Here is a 19,473-nt window from a genome sequence, read left to right as displayed (position 1 = left end):
AGATAGTTCTCTCAAAACTGAACGAAACAAAACAAGTCAACGTTTATTGATGAACTGCGTTCATCAATTCTCCATAGAAAGGAGGTGATCCAGCCGCACCTTCCGATACGGCTACCTTGTTACGACTTCACCCCAATCATCTGTCCCACCTTAGGCGGCTGGCTCCATAAAGGTTACCCCACCGACTTCGGGTGTTACAAACTCTCGTGGTGTGACGGGCGGTGTGTACAAGGCCCGGGAACGTATTCACCGCGGCATGCTGATCCGCGATTACTAGCGATTCCAGCTTCATGTAGGCGAGTTGCAGCCTACAATCCGAACTGAGAACGGTTTTATGAGATTAGCTCCACCTCGCGGTCTTGCAGCTCTTTGTACCGTCCATTGTAGCACGTGTGTAGCCCAGGTCATAAGGGGCATGATGATTTGACGTCATCCCCACCTTCCTCCGGTTTGTCACCGGCAGTCACCTTAGAGTGCCCAACTTAATGATGGCAACTAAGATCAAGGGTTGCGCTCGTTGCGGGACTTAACCCAACATCTCACGACACGAGCTGACGACAACCATGCACCACCTGTCACTCTGCTCCCGAAGGAGAAGCTCTATCTCTAGAGTTTTCAGAGGATGTCAAGACCTGGTAAGGTTCTTCGCGTTGCTTCGAATTAAACCACATGCTCCACCGCTTGTGCGGGCCCCCGTCAATTCCTTTGAGTTTCAGCCTTGCGGCCGTACTCCCCAGGCGGAGTGCTTAATGCGTTAACTTCAGCACTAAAGGGCGGAAACCCTCTAACACTTAGCACTCATCGTTTACGGCGTGGACTACCAGGGTATCTAATCCTGTTTGCTCCCCACGCTTTCGCGCCTCAGTGTCAGTTACAGACCAGAAAGTCGCCTTCGCCACTGGTGTTCCTCCATATCTCTACGCATTTCACCGCTACACATGGAATTCCACTTTCCTCTTCTGCACTCAAGTCTCCCAGTTTCCAATGACCCTCCACGGTTGAGCCGTGGGCTTTCACATCAGACTTAAGAAACCACCTGCGCGCGCTTTACGCCCAATAATTCCGGATAACGCTTGCCACCTACGTATTACCGCGGCTGCTGGCACGTAGTTAGCCGTGGCTTTCTGGTTAGGTACCGTCAAGGTGCCAGCTTATTCAACTAGCACTTGTTCTTCCCTAACAACAGAGTTTTACGACCCGAAAGCCTTCATCACTCACGCGGCGTTGCTCCGTCAGACTTTCGTCCATTGCGGAAGATTCCCTACTGCTGCCTCCCGTAGGAGTCTGGGCCGTGTCTCAGTCCCAGTGTGGCCGATCACCCTCTCAGGTCGGCTACGCATCGTCGCCTTGGTGAGCCGTTACCTCACCAACTAGCTAATGCGACGCGGGTCCATCCATAAGTGACAGCCGAAGCCGCCTTTCAATTTCGAACTATGCAGTTCAAAATATTATCCGGTATTAGCCCCGGTTTCCCGGAGTTATCCCAGTCTTATGGGTAGGTTACCCACGTGTTACTCACCCGTCCGCCGCTAACTTCATAAGAGCAAGCTCTTAATCCATTCGCTCGACTTGCATGTATTAGGCACGCCGCCAGCGTTCATCCTGAGCCAGGATCAAACTCTCCAATAAAGTTAGTTTGTCTAGCATCTAAAAATAAAAATTGACGTTCACGTTGTTTGTTTCGTTCAGTTTTCAAAGAACTACTTCGTCACTCAATTGCGACTTCCTTATGTTAACATCTTCGTTTTTCGATGTCAACTAAGTTTTTTAAATTTCTTTTTTGTCGTTTACTGCGTTTCCGCATCAGCGACGTTTATTAATATATCACGCAGTATATATAGGGTCAATACTTTTTCTAAAAAAATTTCACATCCCGTTAAAAAACTAAATTAACTATAGAAAAAAATTACTACTCCTCTTTTATAGACATGCTCCTTCCACCTAATCTCTTTCTGTATTTCATCTTAAAAGAAAGCACTACTGTTCTTTAATAAGTGATAAATTTAATCATCACCTTCGTTTTCATAAAATATTCTAAATTGTGTGTTATATTATTCCTATAGGAGTGTGGTGGGAATGGGTATTAAATATTCGAACAAAATTAATAAAATCCGAACCTTTGCATTGAGTTTAGTATTTATCGGCCTCTTCATTGCATACTTAGGTGTCTTTTTTCGCGAAAACATCATTATTATGACAACCTTTATGATGGTTGGTTTTTTAGCTGTCATCGCTAGCACTGTTGTTTACTTTTGGATTGGTATGTTATCTACAAAAACGATACAAATTATTTGTCCAAGCTGCGATAAACCAACAAAAATGCTCGGTCGTGTCGACGCATGTATGCATTGCAATCAACCTTTAACACTTGATCGAAATCTAGAAGGAAAAGAATTTGATGAGAAATATAATAAGAAGAGTTATAAATCATAGGTATATGGAGCTTACAAAACTAAAGAAGTTTCATCTCATTAAAAAGGTGATTTCTTAACTAAGAAATCACCTCTTGTATTTGTTCTTATTAAATTTGATTCTTCACTTAACATTTTAAATCCTCATGAGTCTAACACGATTCCCATATATAATAAAGAAAGAGGTCGACGTATAGCCGTCAGCCTCTTTCTTTATTATATATTACGCCTTATGACACTCTGGACAAACGCCATAAATTTCTAAGCGATGACTATTAATAACGAAGCCTGTCGTTTTTGCAGCTTCCTCTTCAAGCTGTTCCAATCCTCCATAAGGAAAATCAACAATCTTACCACATTTTTCGCAAATCACATGATAATGTTGACTTGTAACATAATCAAATCTACTTGAAGCATCCCCATAAGTTAATTCCTTTACAAGTCCAACTTCTTTAAACACACGTAAGTTATTATAGACAGTTGCAACACTCATATTTGGAAACTTACCTTCTAATGCTTTATAAATGTCATCCGCTGTTGGGTGCGTCATAGATTCCACAAGGTACTCTAAAATAGCATGACGCTGTGGAGTAATGCGTACACCCGTATTTTTCAGCATTTCTAGCGCTTCTTTTAATTCTTCTTTGACCACCGTCATGCACCCCGATTCTATACGGATTATTATTTTATAATTCTTATAAAGAGTGTACTCTTTTTCTTATAAATCGTCAATATTTCTACTATAAGTATGTGGTTTATTTTCGTATATAGCCTTATTCTTATGTATCTTCCCCCATTCCCTATACATTTACATAGAAAAAAGTGCGACATAATCGCACTTGGAATACTATCATCTGAGGAGGTATGCCCTACACTTTCACTTTATGTATCGCAAGAAAATATGTATAGACGCATGCCTTACATATGTATTTTTTCTCCTCATTAATATAGATTTATTTTATATAAGAAAGAACATCCTCAATATGCCCTTTCACTTTCACTTTACGCCACTCATTTACAAGCTCACCGTCTTTATTAATAAGGAATGTAGAACGCTCAATTCCCATGTACTCTTTTCCGAAGTTCTTTTTCAGCTTCCAAACATCGTACAATTCTGCTACTTTATGATCTTCGTCTACTAAAAGTACAAATGGAAGCTCATGCTTCTCAATGAATTTCATATGTCTATTTGCTGAATCTGGACTTACACCAAGTATAACCGTATCCTTCTCTTGAAATAATCCATATGCATCACGAAAATCACATGCTTCAGTTGTACATCCCGGAGTCATATCTTTCGGATAAAAATATAGGACTACATTTTTACCGCGAAAGTCAGCTAAGCGAATTTGTTCTCCGTTACTTCCTTCTAATGTAAATTCTGGTGCCATTTCTCCTACTGTAATCATTGTTATCACTCCTTCTCTTTTCTTTTACTATATCAAATGCGACCTTATTTTTCATTGTCTATTACAGATCTCATCACAAAGGCAAACGGTAATGTATATCCAATTAGCGCTTCTCCAATTGCAATCCATCTTCCGATTCCAATCGGAGCTATATCACCATATCCAACGGACAATAAAGTAACCGCGCTAAAATATAAACATATTTCAACGAGCTGAAAGGAATGAGCACTTAACCTATCCCCATCTTCTTTCAAAACTGCAAAACCCATTTCCTCTAGCACAACATAACTTAATCCAAACGCAATCAGTACCGTTGTATAAATCAAAAACAACGTAGCTAAATTGTACAGCGAAAAGAAACGATTGGAATTTGAATATGAACTCCATAATAATTGGACACTTCTCAAAATAGCGATTGCTGCAATTAATAGAATAAATCCCCATAACATGTCCTCCACCTCGTTTTATATGTATGAGGACTGTAGCTGATTTATCCCTTAGAAACGAACAAGCTTCTATAATTAATTTCCTGCACCACGATATCGTTTAACCCCTTGATTCCAGAGGGTAATTGCAATAGTAAAACAGATAACACCAACAATTGGAGTTGCGAAAGCATAGCTATTCCACTCTGTTTTTCTTAAAAAGTATGCTGCTGGATATACCCCAACAAATGCAAACGGTAAAACAAACGTTAAAACAAAGCGAATAACACGGTTATAAATATCAACAGGGTAGCGTCCATAATTCCCTATGTTATACATAAGCGGCATAATGGAACTTTTCGCATCCGACCAAAAGCCAAAACTTGCAAGCGTAACAAATATCCCGCCGTATACAAGTGCCCCTCCCCCTACCATGAGTAGGAATAAGAAGAAATCATACCAGTAAAAAGATAATTGCAGCTCCATTGCTGCATAACCCATCACAATAATCCCCGTAATAGCTCCAATTAAAGATTCAAGTTCCATTCTTTCTAATATAATTTGAAATAAACTATGAATCGGTCTCGTTAATATACGGTCCATTTCTCCTTTAATAATGTAACGATCATTAAAGTCCCATATATTAAAGAAAGCTGAAAAAATGGCAAACGGTACTAAAAAGAACCCATAAATAAAGATCACTTCTTCTCGGCTCCACCCTTTTAGTGCTTGGGTATGCCCAAACACAACGAGAATGAAGATTAAATTAACAGCTTGTAGTGATAAATCTGAAAGTAATCCGACGATAAAATCGCCACGATACTCCAATTTTGTTTTTATATATTGACTTGCATATTGCAAAAATAATTTTATATATATCATCTCGTCATCCCCCTTGTACGATTAGACGTTTTCTCGCCGTTTTCCACATCAGTACAATTGGAATAATAAGTATAATTGCCCAAATCACTTGAAATAACAAAGCTTCATATAACTTACTTCCTTGTATACCTTCAGAGAAAATCATACTCGGAATATAACTAATTGCTTGAAACGGTAAAAACACCATTGCTTTTTGGGCCCATAATGGATAAAAACTAATCGGTAATAATAAACCAGAAAATAAATCAATCACAACACGTTTTGCATACATAATTCCACTATTATTAAATAAGAAGAATGTAAGCATTCCCGTCATTAAATTTATTTGTGTATTAATGATAAAGCTAAATATTAACGATAAGAAGAAATATAACCACGTTTGAAAATTCGTTGTAATTTGTAATGAAAATAACAATGTAACGATGATCATACCTGGGATTGAAAAGAATGCAAAACGAAATATCCCTTCACCAAGACCTTGCATAACTTTCATTCCTAAATAATTATATGGACGAATTAGTTCTACCGCCACACGTCCTTCTTGAATCTCCATCGCAATTTCTCTATCTATATTATTGAAATAGAAAGCACGTGCCATCCATGCGATCGCAATATACGTAGTCATTTGCGAAATAGATAAACTTTCAATATTCTCTTTCCCGCTATAAATCGCTTGCCATAAAAAATAATACGCACCGATATTAATTGTATAAATTAATATCCCGCTGTAATAATTTGTACGATAAGCAAGCATCATTAAAAAACGAATGCGAATCATTTCAATATACTTACCCATGCTTAATACCTTCTTCATAAATGTTACGAATAATTTCCTCTGTAGACACTTCGTTAATTTTTAAATCTTTAATTTGAAAAGCTTGTACTACTTTAGAAATAAGCATTGAAATAATAATTTCTTCATTCGGGATTTTTGCAACCCACGCATTTTCCTCTTTCGCTTTTGACCAAACGACTTGACTATCTGGCATAACCATCGATAACATCTGATAAGAAACTGGAGCGACAAATTGAAAATGGATTTCCTTCTCTGCTCCCCACTGTGTGCGAAGGTTATTTAACGAACCGTCATACATAATATTTCCTTCATCCAGCATGATAACGCGCTCACATAAAGCTTCAATGTCAGTAATATCATGTGTTGTTAATAAAATTGTTGTTTTATAACGTTCATTCATCTCTTTTAAGAATTCACGTATTTTCAATTTCACAAGAACATCTAGCCCAATTGTTGGCTCATCTAAAAATAATAACGGTGGATTATGAATTAATGCTGCCGCTAATTCACAGCGCATTCTTTGGCCAAGAGATAACTTTCGGACCGGCTTATCTAATAAAGGACCAATATCTAACGTTTCGATTACGTGCTCCATATGTTCCTTATACTGAGCGTCTGAAACACCGTACACTTTCTTCAATAAACGAAATGATTCTTGTACCGCAATATCCCACCAAAGCTGAGAGCGCTGACCAAAAACAACACCAATTGTTCTCACAAATTCTTCTCTCTGTTTGTGTGGATTCATTCCATTCACTGTAATTTGTCCTGAAGTCGGAGTCAAAATCCCTGTAAGCATTTTAATCGTCGTTGATTTACCAGCACCATTCTCACCAATATAACCAACCATTTCACCTTGCTTCACAGTAAAAGACACATCATTTACTGCTGGTACTATTTTATAATTACGATTTAATAAATCGCGAAATGCACCCTTTAATCCCGGACGACTTGAATAGGCTGTAAACTCTTTACGTAACCCTTGTACCTCAATTACCGATTTCATAATCGGACCCCCTTCCTAAATGTCACAACGAATAGTTTACCCAACTGCTCCTTCTATCACAAACAATACGTCTTTTCTAAAAACATGTTAGAATAATACATAGATTTTTGTAAGGAGATGAATTGTAGTGAATTTCACGAAATCAGAAGCATTACATAAAGAAGCTTTAGAACATATCGTTGGTGGTGTTAATAGTCCTTCTCGTTCTTTCAAAGCAGTTGGAGGCGGTTCTCCCGTTGCAATGGAACGTGGAAAAGGTGCTTATTTCTGGGATGTAGATGGAAATAAATATATCGATTATTTAGCAGCATACGGTCCTATTATTACTGGACATGCTCACCCGCATATAACAAAAGCAATTACAACAGCTGCTGAAAATGGTGTACTATACGGAACGCCAACAGCACTAGAAGTAAAATTTGCAAAAATGTTAAAAGAAGCAATGCCTGCATTAGATAAAGTCCGCTTCGTAAACTCTGGTACAGAATCCGTTATGACAACCATTCGTGTTGCCCGCGCTTACACTGGTCGCACAAAAATTATGAAATTCGCTGGTTGTTACCACGGTCATTCCGATTTAGTACTTGTAGCAGCTGGTTCTGGTCCTTCTACTCTTGGAACTCCTGATTCAGCTGGTGTGCCACAAAGTATTGCACAAGAAGTTATTACCGTTCCCTTTAATAATGTAGAAACCTTAAAAGAAGCGTTAGATAAATGGGGACATGAAGTAGCAGCTATCCTTGTAGAGCCAATCGTTGGAAACTTCGGTATTGTAGAGCCTAAACCAGGATTCCTTGAAAAAGTAAACGAACTTGTTCACGAAGCTGGCGCATTAGTAATTTATGATGAAGTTATTACTGCTTTCCGCTTTATGTACGGTGGTGCTCAAGACTTACTTGGTGTAACACCAGACTTAACTGCACTTGGTAAAGTTATTGGCGGCGGACTTCCAATTGGCGCTTACGGTGGTAAGAAAGAAATTATGGAACAAGTTGCCCCGCTAGGACCTGCATACCAAGCAGGTACAATGGCAGGAAACCCTGCTTCTATGGCATCAGGTATCGCTTGCTTAGAAGTACTTCAACAAAAAGGCGTATACGAGAAATTAGATGAACTTGGCGCAATGCTTGAAAAAGGAATTTTAGAGCAAGCTACAAAACATAACATCGATATTACAGTAAACCGCCTAAAGGGTGCATTAACTGTATACTTCACGACAAATACAATTGAAGATTACGATGCAGCCAAAAATACAGATGGTGAAATGTTCGGTAGATTCTTCAAACTTATGCTTCAAGAAGGTATTAATTTAGCACCATCTAAATATGAAGCATGGTTCTTAACGACAGAACATACAAAAGAAGATATCGAATATACAATTGAAGCTGTTGGAAGAGCATTTGCTGCTTTAGCAGACAATAAATAATACTGTCATTACAAGGAAAAAAGAAAGCTTACCTTTCTTTTTTCCTTTTTTCTATTTCATAAATCCCACATTAATAGTATAATTATTCATAATTATCTGTTTTATATTCTTTTAGATCGTTATTATCTCTGTGTACAAGGTGATTTACACCTTAAATAGTAAGATTATTCAATCTTTTAAAAGAGGGGGGATTGACGGATGCTCAATAAAAAAAATACATGGACACCGTCTTTATTTCGAGATTATAGAAATGCAGAACATGATGCGTGTGGAATCGTTTCCGTTATGGAAAAAAGAAGAATTCCTACAAAAGAAAACATCGATCTTTGTATACAATCGCTAGTCAAAATGAATCATAGAGCTGGTTTCATTAATGGCGAAGGAGATGGTATCGGAATTCATATCGACATGCCAAAAGCACTTTGGAATGAAAAACTGAAAAGTAGCGGATATAATCCAACGATTGTGGATCATCCCCACTTTATCGTTGGACATTTTTTTCTAAACAAAAAAGAAAACATTGCTGAGTTAAAAGATTACATTCGTACGCAACTAAACAATGAAAGCTTTACAATTGTTCTCGAAAATGATGATGTAATAAACTCAGATGCACTCGGTCCGCTTGGTAAACAAGAAGAACCTTTATTTTGGCAAATTGCCCTTATCGCCGAAAGTGAAGTTAAAAATATTGAACAAACATTATTTGCTGTAACGATAAAAATAGAGGAAAACGAAGCGATTCACGTTGCTTCATTAAGTCGTGATCATGTTGTATATAAAGTTCTAGGTGCTGGAGATACACTTGTTGCCTATTACAACGATTTACAACACCCACTTATCGCTTCAACTATGACACTAGGACATAATCGCTATTCTACTAATACATTATCTAATTTTTTTCGTGTACAACCATTTAGCATTCTCGGACATAATGGTGAAATTAATACAATTGCCAAATTACGTGATCAAGCCGAAATGATTCATGTACCACTAACTGCAGGGGGAAGTGACTCCCAAGATTTAAACCGCACCTTAGAGACTCTTCTTGTTCAATATAACTACAGCTTATTTGAAGCGATGGATATACTATTCCCACCAATTATTAATGAAATAAAACTATACGAAACAAACTTACAAAACTTATACACTTATATAAGAGAAGCTTGGGGACACTTCGCACAAGGACCAGCTGGCATTGTTTCACGCTATAAAGATGAAGCTGTATTCAGCGTCGATTCCCTTGGCCTACGACCAGTATGGAAAGTAGAAACAGAAAGCTCTTATATTTTCTCTTCTGAACCTGGAGTTGTATCACCAACCGAATATGTAGAAGAACCGAAACCACTCGCTCCTGGAGAAAAGGTCGGATTAAAATGGAATAAACATGATGAACTTGTTCTTTATGAATACGACAAATACCAAATTGAAGTATATAATCGTTTCCAAAAACGAATCGATGTTAGCAATTATCATTTAAACTTATCTATCCCTGAAACAAAAGAAATCCAGGGATTATGTGATTCTGTTCAAGTTGAAACGAAACAGTACGTTTCTTTCGGATGGGATCGAGAGCATATTCAGCTCCTTGAACAGATGGCAACAAAAGGAGTTGAGCCAATTCGCTCACTTGGTCATGACTCGCCACTTGCTGCACTCGATACGGATAGACGAAATATTGCTGACTTTATTAAAGAAAGTGTAGCTGTTGTTACAAACCCAGCAATTGACCGTGACCGTGAAATTGAACACTTCTCTACACGTACTGTACTTGGAGAGCGTCCAAGTTTATCAAGTAAGATGAAACAGCCATTTGTAGTTGAGATGCTTTCACCAATTATTTTAGAAGGAAGTGTTGCACAATCTATTGCAGAGGAATTGCACACAATTACGTACGAACAACTTATACAGTTGTTCGTTACACATAGCTCTATCGCTACAATTTCTGCTACCTTCAGTCCGTCAGAAACTTTACAATGCGCATTAAATCGAATTAGTTCCGAAGCGATAGCTGCCGTTAACAATGGTGCTTCCCTACTATTATTAGATGACACAAAAGCTCATCAAAATGAACAGTTATGGATGGATCCACATTTAGTTACCGCTACAGTACATCAAGTATTAAGTGAAAATAAATTACGCCGAAACTGTTCTCTCGTTATACGTTCTGGTGCTCTTCGCTCCTTACACGATATCGTCACGCTATATGGATTAGGAGCAGACAGTATTAATCCATATTTATTGTTCGCGACCGTAAATGATGGATCAAAAACACCAATTACGAATCTGTATAATGCACTTAATAAAGGACTAGAGAAAGTCATTTCAACAATTGGAATTCATGAGTTACGTGGTTACGGCCGCCTCTATTCCTCTATCGGATTACATGAGGAAATCGCAAATATATTACAAATTACGAATTTCTTCGGTTCAAATGATTTAGCTTTTTCACTTGAATCGCTTGCTAAAGATGCAAAATCGCGGGCAGATGATTATAACAACCCTAAAATTAGAATGCGAAAATCATTTCATATATTCCCGCGGATTTGGAAAGCAATTGGAGATGTTGCAAAAGGAAATTCTTATGATGATTACCGCGACAAGTTAAGTGAATTAGAAGACAATAATCCGATTGCAATCAGACACCTTGTTCAAACGAAACAAACAAAGCATGTCGTTCCAGCTGAAGAAGTGTCTATTAGCATTCAAAATCATGATTTACCGTTTATTATTAGTTCCATGTCATTCGGTTCTCAAAATGAAATCGCCTTTCGTGCATATGCAGAAGCTGCCGATCAGCTAAATATGATTAGTTTGAACGGTGAAGGCGGCGAAATTAAAGATATGATTGGCAAATACCCAAATACACGTGGACAACAAGTTGCATCTGGCCGATTTGGAGTAAACGCTGAACTACTAAATTCATCAAATTTAATTGAAATAAAAATCGGTCAAGGCGCAAAACCTGGCGAAGGCGGACATTTACCAGGTTCTAAAGTAACCGCAAAAATTGCTGAGGCACGTAATGCTACAATTGGATCAGATTTAATTTCGCCTTCTAACAACCATGATATTTATTCGATTGAAGATTTAGCTCAAATGATTACAGAAATTAAAACGGCTAATCAACTTGCAAAAGTAGCCGTAAAAGTCCCTGTCGTTCCTAACATCGGAACAATTGCTGTCGGTATCGCAAAAGCTGGCGCTGATTTTATTAACATTAGCGGATTTGACGGCGGAACAGGTGCTGCACGTATTCATGCATTACAACATGTAGGTCTTCCAGTAGAAATCGGTGTTAAAGCTGCTCACAACGCTCTACTAGAATCAGGTATGAGACATAAAGTAGAGATTTGGGCCGATGGTGGTATTCGAAGTGTAAATGACGCCTTAAAAATCATGCTTCTTGGAGCAAACCGTATTGGGTTTGGCACATTATCAATGATTGCAATCGGCTGTACAACTTGCCGTGGTTGTCATCTAGATACTTGCCATGTTGGAATTGCAACACAAATTGAATCTGAAGCACAAGCGAAAGAACATGGATTACGCCGCTTCGTCCCGCGCGAATTAGAAAGCGCAGTTGCTGGCCTATTAAATTTATTCACCACTTTCGGTGTAGAATTGAAACGGTTAACAGGGCAACTCGGTTATACAAATTTACAAGAAATTGTCGGGCGTTCCGATTTATTAGAACAAGTTCGAGGTCAAGATTTGTTAGAGTTATGTAATTTACTGCAAACAATAGAAAATCCAACTGTTACAACAACAGTATCTGTAAAAGAAAAACAATTTGAAACAGTGCATTCTCCTCACTCAAAAGAATTAGTAGGAGTTGGCGTAGAACAACGAGTTATGGGCGGTTTAGAATCTTGTTATCGCGTTCGCAGTAAATTATATGAAGATACAAAGCTTGAACCACTTACATTAAAGTATACAAATGGCTCTGTTCCTGGAAATGGATTAGGTGCTTACAATAGCGAAAACTTATTTATACACGTAAATGGCGGTGCGCAAGATGGTATCGGTAAAACTTCATTTGGCGGTGGCATTTATATAACGAAAGCAAAAGGTAAAAATGGAACATATTATAACGGATCTGTCGGAAAAGGATTTGGATACGGCGCTCAAAAAGGTGCATTATACGTGCAAGGTAACGCTGATGCTCGTGCTGGCATTCGCCTTTCTGGAGCAGATATGATAATTGGAGGCAGAATTACAAAACCACTCCGCGAAAAAGAACAAGGAAATATCGGAGTATATTCTAATATAAAAGGATTTGCTTTTGAATATATGACAAATGGTCGCGCTCTTGTTTTAGGAGATCCTGGTCCATGGATTTGTGCTGGCATGACTGGTGGTGTTGTTTATTTACATCATGAGCCAAACTTAGGTTTAACAGAACACGCTTTAAAAAGAAGAATTGCTAAAGGTGCAAATGTAACATTGCAGCCAATTAGTAAAAATGGTTTGCAAGATGTGAATGAATTATTATTAGACTACATTCGTGTATTAAATGAGCACGAACAATATGAAGAAGTCGCTTTGTTAACGCCATTATTAGATGATATCCAGCTTCACTTCTATGAAATTATCCCGAAAAAAGAACAGGCGGATCCATCTATTTCAACTGAATGACATGTACAATATTTATTTTCATAAAAAAATTGACGAAGCGAACATCGCATAGTAATCTAGAATAACAATTTGAAACCTGCTGAAATTCAGCAGGTTTTTTTATTAAAGAATAGATGTTTAATGAGAATTTGGAGAAATTATAAATTGATTGTAATTTATTTATTAAACTTTTTAACGTCACTAAAATATCACTTGCTAACATATTGTAATGAATGTATAGTATCATGTTGTACATTCATTATGACAAGAGAAAGGATATCAATAAGGGTATGAAACTTGGTGCTCGCATTTTAAAAACGGGTATTGCCATTACATTAGCTTTATTTGCTTGTATTTTACTTCAATTACCGAGTCCTGTATTTGCGGGAATCTCAGCTATCTTTGCTGTTCAACCGTCTGTATACCGCTCGTATTTAACTGCTCTTGAGCAAATTCAAGCAAACGTAATTGGTGCTGTATTCGCTATCGTATTTGCTACTGCTTTTGGACATAATCCTTTTATTATTGGATTAACGTGTATATTAGTAATTGCTCTTACTTTACAATTACGCTTAGAAAAAACAATATCACTCGCTTTAGTAACAGTTATCGCCATTATGGAGTATCAAGGCGAAGATTTCTTTAATTTTGCCTTACTTCGATTCGCGACGATTATGATTGGAATTATTGCGGCTTCGCTTGTAAATTTAGTATTTATGCCGCCAAAATATGAAACAAAACTTTACCATCGCATCGTTGATAATACAGAGGAAATTGTTAAATGGATTCGTATGAACAGTAGGCAAGCTTCTGATTTTACAACGCTAAAAACCGATATTGATCGCATGAAAGAAAAAATGATTAAACTAAATCATTACTATTTGCTGTATAAAGAAGAAAGAAGCTATACGAAAAAAATACAATTCGCGAAAATTCGTAAGCTCGTTTTATTCAGACAAATGTTAGCGACAACAAGCCGCGCTTTAAGCACGTTAAAATCATTACATCGCACCGAAAACGAACTGCGCTATATGCCAGAAGAGTTTCAGGAATCTATTCAAAACGAACTTGATTCATTAACGCATTATCACGAACAAGTGTTATTAAAATTTATTGGTAAAGCAAAGAAACAACAATCCGTTGAGATGCTTGATGAAGTTGAAACCGGTAAACAAGAATTGATTGATATCTTTATGGATTATCAAAATAAAGACGATGAGGAAGCATATAAAATATGGTTACACCTCTTCCCTCTTATTTCTTCAATTATTAACTACAGTGAGGAAGTAGAGCATTTAGATTTACTTGTGGATAGCTTCTACACATACCATAAACCAGAAAGCGAACTCCAAATCGAAGATAAAAAAGAAGACGAATAAAAAAACAGCTCCTTTTACGCTAAAGGAGCTGTTTCTGTTATATGCTGAAGTTGATATAGATTGTAATAAAACCCCCTCTTTTTCATTAACTCTTCATGAGAACCCTTTTCTTTTATTTCACCATCTTCAACATAAATAATTGTATCAACATGCGTAATCGTCGCTAATCGATGTGCAATAATAATTGTTGTCCGATCTGCAGCTAACGTTTGCAGTGCCTCTTGAATATATCGTTCATTTTCTAAATCTAAAGCGGAAGTTGCTTCATCTAATATAAGTAAAGACGGATTCTTTAGAAAAACCCGTGCGATTGCTACACGCTGTCTTTGTCCACCAGATAATTTCACACCACGTTCCCCAACGACAGTATCATAGCCCTCTGGCAACTCTGTAATAAAATTATGAATTTGTGCAGCTTTGGCAGCTGAAATCACTTCCGCCTCTGTAGCTTTCGGATTACCATATAAAATATTAGCCCCGATTGTATCGCTAAATAATAAATTATCTTGTAGCACAATTCCAATATGACTACGTAAATTTCTCATATTATACTTTCTTACATCTATCCCGTCTATATAAACTGCACCTTCAGAAACATCGTAAAAACGCGGAATTAAACTAGCAAGAGATGACTTTCCTCCTCCACTTGCCCCCACAAGCGCAACCTTCTCTCCCGGGCGCATAGTTAATGACAGATTATGCAATATTTCTTTTTCATCCGCATTATAACGAAAAGAAACATTATCAAATATAACTTCCCCATCTAGCCTTTTCGCTTGCACCGCATTTGGCACATTAACAATATCGTATTTTTCATCCAACAATTCAAACACTCGATCCATCGAAGCGAAAGACTGTGTTAATGTTGTAGATGAATTAACAAGGCGACGAAGCGGACTATATAAACTATCCATATATCCAACAAAAGCAACCATCGTACCCAGTGTTAACGACCCTTGAATTACCTCATATGCCGCAAAACCAATAACAAGTAACGGCCCTAAATCCGTTAACGTATTCACTACCGAAAACGTTCTCGCCGTCCAACTCGTATGAGTTAGTGCTTTCGTTAAAAATTCATTGTTTCTCTTTTCAAACTGTCCTCTTTCATACTCTTCTAATGCAAAACTACGTGTCACTTGCATCCCTTGAATACGTTCATGTAAATACCCTTGCATAGTTGCTAACGCTTGCGAGCGCTCTTTCGTCAATTTTCGAAGGCGCCCGAAAAAATATTTCACTGCAACTACATAAATAGGTAAGATTAATAAAGCAACAAAGGTTAATTTTATATTCATAGAAAACATAACGATAATGGCAATAACAATTGTTGCAGTATCTAACCAGACATTCATAAGACCAGTAATTACAAAGTCCTTCGTTTGTTCTACATCATGGATTACACGTGAAATAAGCTCCCCTGTTTTTGTGTTCGAATAATAACGTAAGCTCAATTTTTGCAAGTGCCCAAAAATGTATTTTCGTAAATCGTATAGTATTGTATTGGCAATGCGCTGCGCGAAATATTGACGATAATATTCTATCGGCGGTCTTACTACTGCAAAAATAAAAAAAGCAATCCCAATTGCGGTTATTAATTGAGACGTTTTTTCTTGAAGCGATCCCGTGCCTTGAATAACATCATCAATAATATACTTTAATAACCATGGCATAATAAGCGGGATACCGAACTTCACAAGACCAATAATAATTGTAATAGCAATAAGCCATCGATATGGTTTAACAAATTGTAAATATCTTTTTATACCTTGCACATAATCCCCCCTCTAATAGGACAAACCTGCCGGGAAATTCCCTGCAGGTTTGTTTTAATTTCTGTACATTAAATATCTTTCGTACCACATATCTACGAAATCCGGTGCGAATGGACCTTTTCTTTGATGAATCCACTGTGTTAAATGTGCTACATTTCGTTTTAAAATTGTATCAATAACAGGTGGATACTGCATGATTTGACTATGCTTTTCATACTCATCTTCATCCAAAAGTGTATATGTCATATCTGGATACACTTTAATGTCTAAGTCGTAATCAATATACTTTAATGCTTCAGAGTCATATGCAAAAGGAGAACTTAAATTACAATAATAATATACTCCTTCTTCTCTCAGCATTCCAATTACATTAAACCAATAATTAGCATGGAAGTAACAAATCGCAGGTTCGCGAGTAACCCATGTTCGACCATCTGATTCCGTAACTACTGTACGATCATTTGCTCCGATCACAAGGCTCTGCGTCCCTTTTAAAATTGTTGTCTCTTCCCACATTCTATGAATGGAGCCATTATGTTTATAACTATGTATTTGTACCTTTTCTCCTTCTTTGGGAAATCCCATATATGCTCCCTTCTTTCAACCGCAAATGCTTTTCTTAAGTTGTCTTAACTACCCCTTGAACTGCATTCACTTTTTTTCTATTATAACTTTTTTGTCAAAATTTTAAAACTAAAGCGATAGGACACTTGTTTTCATGAGGAATATAATGAAGTTTGTATTATTGAATACCACATCACTAACCCTTTTAACGAAGGAACATTTCCTATGAATTAGCAATACGTATTTTAGAAGATTAAACGAAGGTATAACAAAAAGAAAAGCCCCCTCACCTCTGTTTAAGAAAGGACTTTTCACCTAAAATCAACAACATATCTCACCCTTAATTTGAAATTATTTTTTCGGTTTCAAAAGATTGAATCACATTATTCGTTTGCTGTTCAAATTTTTCATGCAAAAGTTTTAATGCTATTTCTGTTCTATATATTTCTTGACGGATAAAATGCAATTCTTTTTTATCGCACGTATCCCTTCCACTCATTTCAATTTGCTGATACTTCTCTAAATGTGATTGTAACTTTAAAAGCTCATCCATCGTTTCCAACTGCTCTCCTACCAACTTATCAAAATCGTTCATCACTTACCCCCTTTTTGATTCATTCGCCAGTTATAATTCCTATTACATATTTTCTAATCGTGAACTTCTTTCTCCTTTGACTATATTTGTTGACTTATTAGAAGTTATGTCGTTCCCTTTATTTTCATTACAGTGACACGCACACAAAGAAAACACTTCTCTCGGATTGGAGAAGTGTTTTTCTTTCATTACTCGTTTGAACTAGAAGATTGTGATTGTTTTGCAGCTGATTGTGCATTTTGTTTTTTCACTGCATGCACATCTGTTTCAGTTGCAAACTCTGTACCATAACTAGCATTTGCACTTTGAGCAGCAGAAGCTTGTGCTTTCTGTGCCTCTGATTGTGCGTTCGCTTGTTTTACTGCTTGTACATTCGTTTCAGTTGCAAACTCTGTACCATAGCTAGCATTTGTACTTTGAATGCTAGCACCAGAAGTTGCCTTATTATAACCTTGTTGTTTTTTACTCATCTTTCTCACCTCCACAATCAATAATGTAACCAATTCACTTAGAAGTTATCCCTAATTTTCTTTTTAAAAATTCACGTATATATCTCTTATCACTCATTCAAACTACATATGATGGAGGTGGGAATATGTATACTGGACGTGATATGACTGAGCTAACTATGATTTCCAAAAATGAATGGAAAGAGGATGAATTAGCTTATTTTCATCATTCATTTCAGCAAATTATGCCTTATCTAAATGTAGAGGGACAAACGATTTATAAAGAAGTTGTGAAAGAAATCGAGTCACGGGGCGGATTATAAACGCGTGGATTTTCAACCTCAAAATACAAATTTATTTTCAATATAAAAAAACGTGTTCCAAAGTTCTGGAACACGTTTTTATTATTTATCCCGCTATTCGCCGGGCAGTAAGACCCCACCTCAAAATGCAGCGAAAGCAAAGAAGTTAGGTTGGGGTCGGGGCTGCCCATAAAAGCCCGATTGGTGAGGGCTAATAATCAGTGGGAGATGAAGAACCCCCCCACTGATTAAAGTTTCACTTTACTGCATTGTAATTTTCTCAACACACTTTTCGTAAATTGTACGATGTGATTTCGAGAAAGGTAACTGTTCAAACGCTTCTTTCGATACAAACTTTAATGTATCCGTTTCGACAATATTACCTGTTACTTTTCCGTAAAATATGAAGATATCCCAAGTACGATGTGTAAAAGTATGTTGTACATTCATCGCGTATTCATCAATAGAAACTGAGAGATCAAAGCTCTCCTTCATATAATCCGTAAGCTGTTGTTTTTGATTACGAATACCTTCACTTAGTTCAATATTCGGGAACTCCCACATATTAGCCAGTAATCCCGTACTTGGGCGTTTATTAATTACGTAACGGCCATCTTCAGTTTGAAGTACTCCCGCAACGAGCGGTACCATTGTAGGTGCTTTCGCTTTACTCTTCACTGGTAGTTCTTTTTGAACACCTTCAGCATACCCTCTGCAATGTTCACGTACAGGACAAAGTAAACAAGATGGATTTTTCGGTATACAAATTAATGCCCCTAATTCCATCAAACCTTGGTTAAAATAAGATGGATTTTCTATAGAAATAATTTCACGCACAATCTCTTCAAAAACTTTTCTCGTTTTCGGTTTTGCAATATCATCCCACACTGATAAAATACGAGATAATACGCGCATAACATTTCCATCAACCGCTGGCTCTGGTATGCCATATGCAATACTTAAAATGGCACCTTTTGTATATGGTCCCACTCCTTTTAATTTTTCAATTTTCTTTACATCGCTCGGTACTGTCCCGCCGTATACTTCTTTTACCTCTTTTACTGCAGCATGTAAATTTCGTGCTCTAGAATAATAACCTAAGCCTTCCCATGCTTTTAATACTTCTTCATCATCGGCAGTTGCTAGCGCTTCAAGCGTAGGAAACTTCCCCATAAAATTTGCGTAATATGGTTTTACAGCCTCTACCCTTGTTTGCTGTAACATAATTTCTGAAACCCAAACACGGTATGGATCTTTATTTTTTCGCCACGGTAAATCACGTTGTTCTTTTTCAAACCAACCAATTAAATCATTTTGAAACTGTTCTATGTTAAACTCATTTAATATTTCAAGTGTCAAACTTGATCCCCCTCATTTTTTTGCATATACGTACTATTATAAAGATTTTAGGAAAAAATTTAAGTAAGATGACATAGGAAA

At 37.2% G+C, this 19,473-nt stretch carries 16 protein-coding genes and 1 rRNA gene; 5 read left to right on the top strand and 12 right to left on the bottom strand.

Features of this window, described 5'->3' with window-relative positions; all coding sequences use genetic code 11:
- Positions 1-77 precede the first annotated feature (77 nt).
- A 16S ribosomal RNA gene (locus MKX37_RS02630) occupies positions 78-1,629 on the bottom strand.
- Between the two features lie 447 nt (positions 1,630-2,076).
- On the opposite strand from MKX37_RS02630, the gene MKX37_RS02625 reads away from it, so the two are divergent.
- Entirely contained in the window at positions 2,077-2,433 is a 357-nt protein-coding gene (locus MKX37_RS02625; protein WP_002125074.1) for a YgzB family protein, read from the top strand.
- Positions 2,434-2,634: 201 nt separating this feature from the next.
- Here the strand turns inward: MKX37_RS02625 and perR are convergent, their stop codons facing one another.
- From perR to MKX37_RS02595, 6 genes are all read right to left on the bottom strand, one after another.
- Positions 2,635-3,063: a peroxide-responsive transcriptional repressor PerR gene (perR, locus tag MKX37_RS02620; protein ID WP_000237831.1), complete on the bottom strand. Its 429-nt coding sequence runs from the start codon at positions 3,061-3,063 to the stop codon at positions 2,635-2,637.
- A gap of 301 nt (positions 3,064-3,364) precedes the next feature.
- Positions 3,365-3,820, bottom strand: a complete 456-nt coding sequence (bcp, locus tag MKX37_RS02615; RefSeq protein ID WP_002029647.1) for a thioredoxin-dependent thiol peroxidase — start codon at positions 3,818-3,820, stop codon at positions 3,365-3,367.
- Between the two features lie 44 nt (positions 3,821-3,864).
- A complete protein-coding gene (locus MKX37_RS02610; protein WP_002125072.1) occupies positions 3,865-4,269 on the bottom strand; it encodes a potassium channel family protein in 405 nt (134 codons plus the stop codon).
- A 72-nt stretch (positions 4,270-4,341) separates the two neighbouring features.
- A complete protein-coding gene (locus MKX37_RS02605; protein WP_002125070.1) occupies positions 4,342-5,127 on the bottom strand; it encodes an ABC transporter permease in 786 nt (261 codons plus the stop codon).
- Positions 5,128-5,131: 4 nt separating this feature from the next.
- A complete protein-coding gene (locus MKX37_RS02600) occupies positions 5,132-5,923 on the bottom strand; it encodes an ABC transporter permease (RefSeq protein ID WP_002125069.1) in 792 nt (263 codons plus the stop codon).
- Entirely contained in the window at positions 5,916-6,929 is a 1,014-nt protein-coding gene (locus tag MKX37_RS02595) for an ABC transporter ATP-binding protein (protein WP_000843656.1), read from the bottom strand. The genes MKX37_RS02600 and MKX37_RS02595 overlap by 8 nt, the downstream gene beginning before the upstream one ends.
- A gap of 127 nt (positions 6,930-7,056) precedes the next feature.
- Here MKX37_RS02595 and hemL point away from each other — a divergent pair, with 127 nt between their 5' ends.
- From hemL to MKX37_RS02580, 3 genes are all read left to right on the top strand, one after another.
- On the top strand, positions 7,057-8,355 hold the full coding sequence (gene hemL / locus MKX37_RS02590) for a glutamate-1-semialdehyde-2,1-aminomutase (RefSeq protein WP_002125067.1): 1,299 nt from the start codon (positions 7,057-7,059) through the stop codon (positions 8,353-8,355).
- 198 nt (positions 8,356-8,553) lie between these two features.
- Positions 8,554-12,990 carry a glutamate synthase-related protein gene (locus MKX37_RS02585; protein WP_078422266.1) on the top strand — a complete coding sequence of 1,479 codons (4,437 nt, stop codon included), beginning with the start codon at positions 8,554-8,556 and terminating at the stop codon, positions 12,988-12,990.
- Positions 12,991-13,259: 269 nt separating this feature from the next.
- A complete protein-coding gene (locus tag MKX37_RS02580) occupies positions 13,260-14,348 on the top strand; it encodes an aromatic acid exporter family protein (RefSeq protein ID WP_002063696.1) in 1,089 nt (362 codons plus the stop codon).
- 14 nt (positions 14,349-14,362) lie between these two features.
- Here MKX37_RS02580 and MKX37_RS02575 read toward each other — a convergent pair whose 3' ends face one another.
- The 4 genes from MKX37_RS02575 to MKX37_RS02560 all read right to left on the bottom strand — a co-directional run bounded on the left by MKX37_RS02575 (position 14,363) and on the right by MKX37_RS02560 (position 17,752).
- Positions 14,363-16,123 carry an ABC transporter ATP-binding protein gene (locus MKX37_RS02575; RefSeq protein WP_002169212.1) on the bottom strand — a complete coding sequence of 587 codons (1,761 nt, stop codon included), beginning with the start codon at positions 16,121-16,123 and terminating at the stop codon, positions 14,363-14,365.
- A gap of 54 nt (positions 16,124-16,177) precedes the next feature.
- The gene (ntdP, locus tag MKX37_RS02570; RefSeq protein ID WP_000506630.1) at positions 16,178-16,708 is read right to left on the bottom strand and encodes a nucleoside tri-diphosphate phosphatase; all 531 of its coding nucleotides are present in this window, start codon (positions 16,706-16,708) and stop codon (positions 16,178-16,180) included.
- Between the two features lie 319 nt (positions 16,709-17,027).
- Entirely contained in the window at positions 17,028-17,282 is a 255-nt protein-coding gene (locus MKX37_RS02565; protein ID WP_002010338.1) for a YgaB family protein, read from the bottom strand.
- A gap of 188 nt (positions 17,283-17,470) precedes the next feature.
- Positions 17,471-17,752, bottom strand: coding sequence for a gamma-type small acid-soluble spore protein (locus tag MKX37_RS02560; protein ID WP_002125062.1), 282 nt, complete (start codon positions 17,750-17,752; stop codon positions 17,471-17,473).
- A 125-nt stretch (positions 17,753-17,877) separates the two neighbouring features.
- On the opposite strand from MKX37_RS02560, the gene MKX37_RS02555 reads away from it, so the two are divergent.
- Positions 17,878-18,054 (top strand): hypothetical protein, encoded by a 177-nt coding sequence (locus MKX37_RS02555; protein WP_002091123.1) that lies wholly within the window; start codon positions 17,878-17,880, stop codon positions 18,052-18,054.
- Between the two features lie 240 nt (positions 18,055-18,294).
- On the opposite strand, the gene mutY is transcribed toward MKX37_RS02555, so the two are convergent.
- The gene (mutY, locus tag MKX37_RS02550) at positions 18,295-19,392 is read right to left on the bottom strand and encodes an A/G-specific adenine glycosylase (protein WP_002091125.1); all 1,098 of its coding nucleotides are present in this window, start codon (positions 19,390-19,392) and stop codon (positions 18,295-18,297) included.
- Between the last annotated feature and the right edge of the window lie 81 nt (positions 19,393-19,473).

The organism is Bacillus sp. FSL R5-0709, from assembly GCF_038004785.1.
GTDB lineage: Bacteria > Bacillota > Bacilli > Bacillales > Bacillaceae_G > Bacillus_A > Bacillus_A mycoides.
Note: the sequence above shows the minus strand (reverse complement) of the source record. Positions and strands in the feature narration are given on the sequence as shown.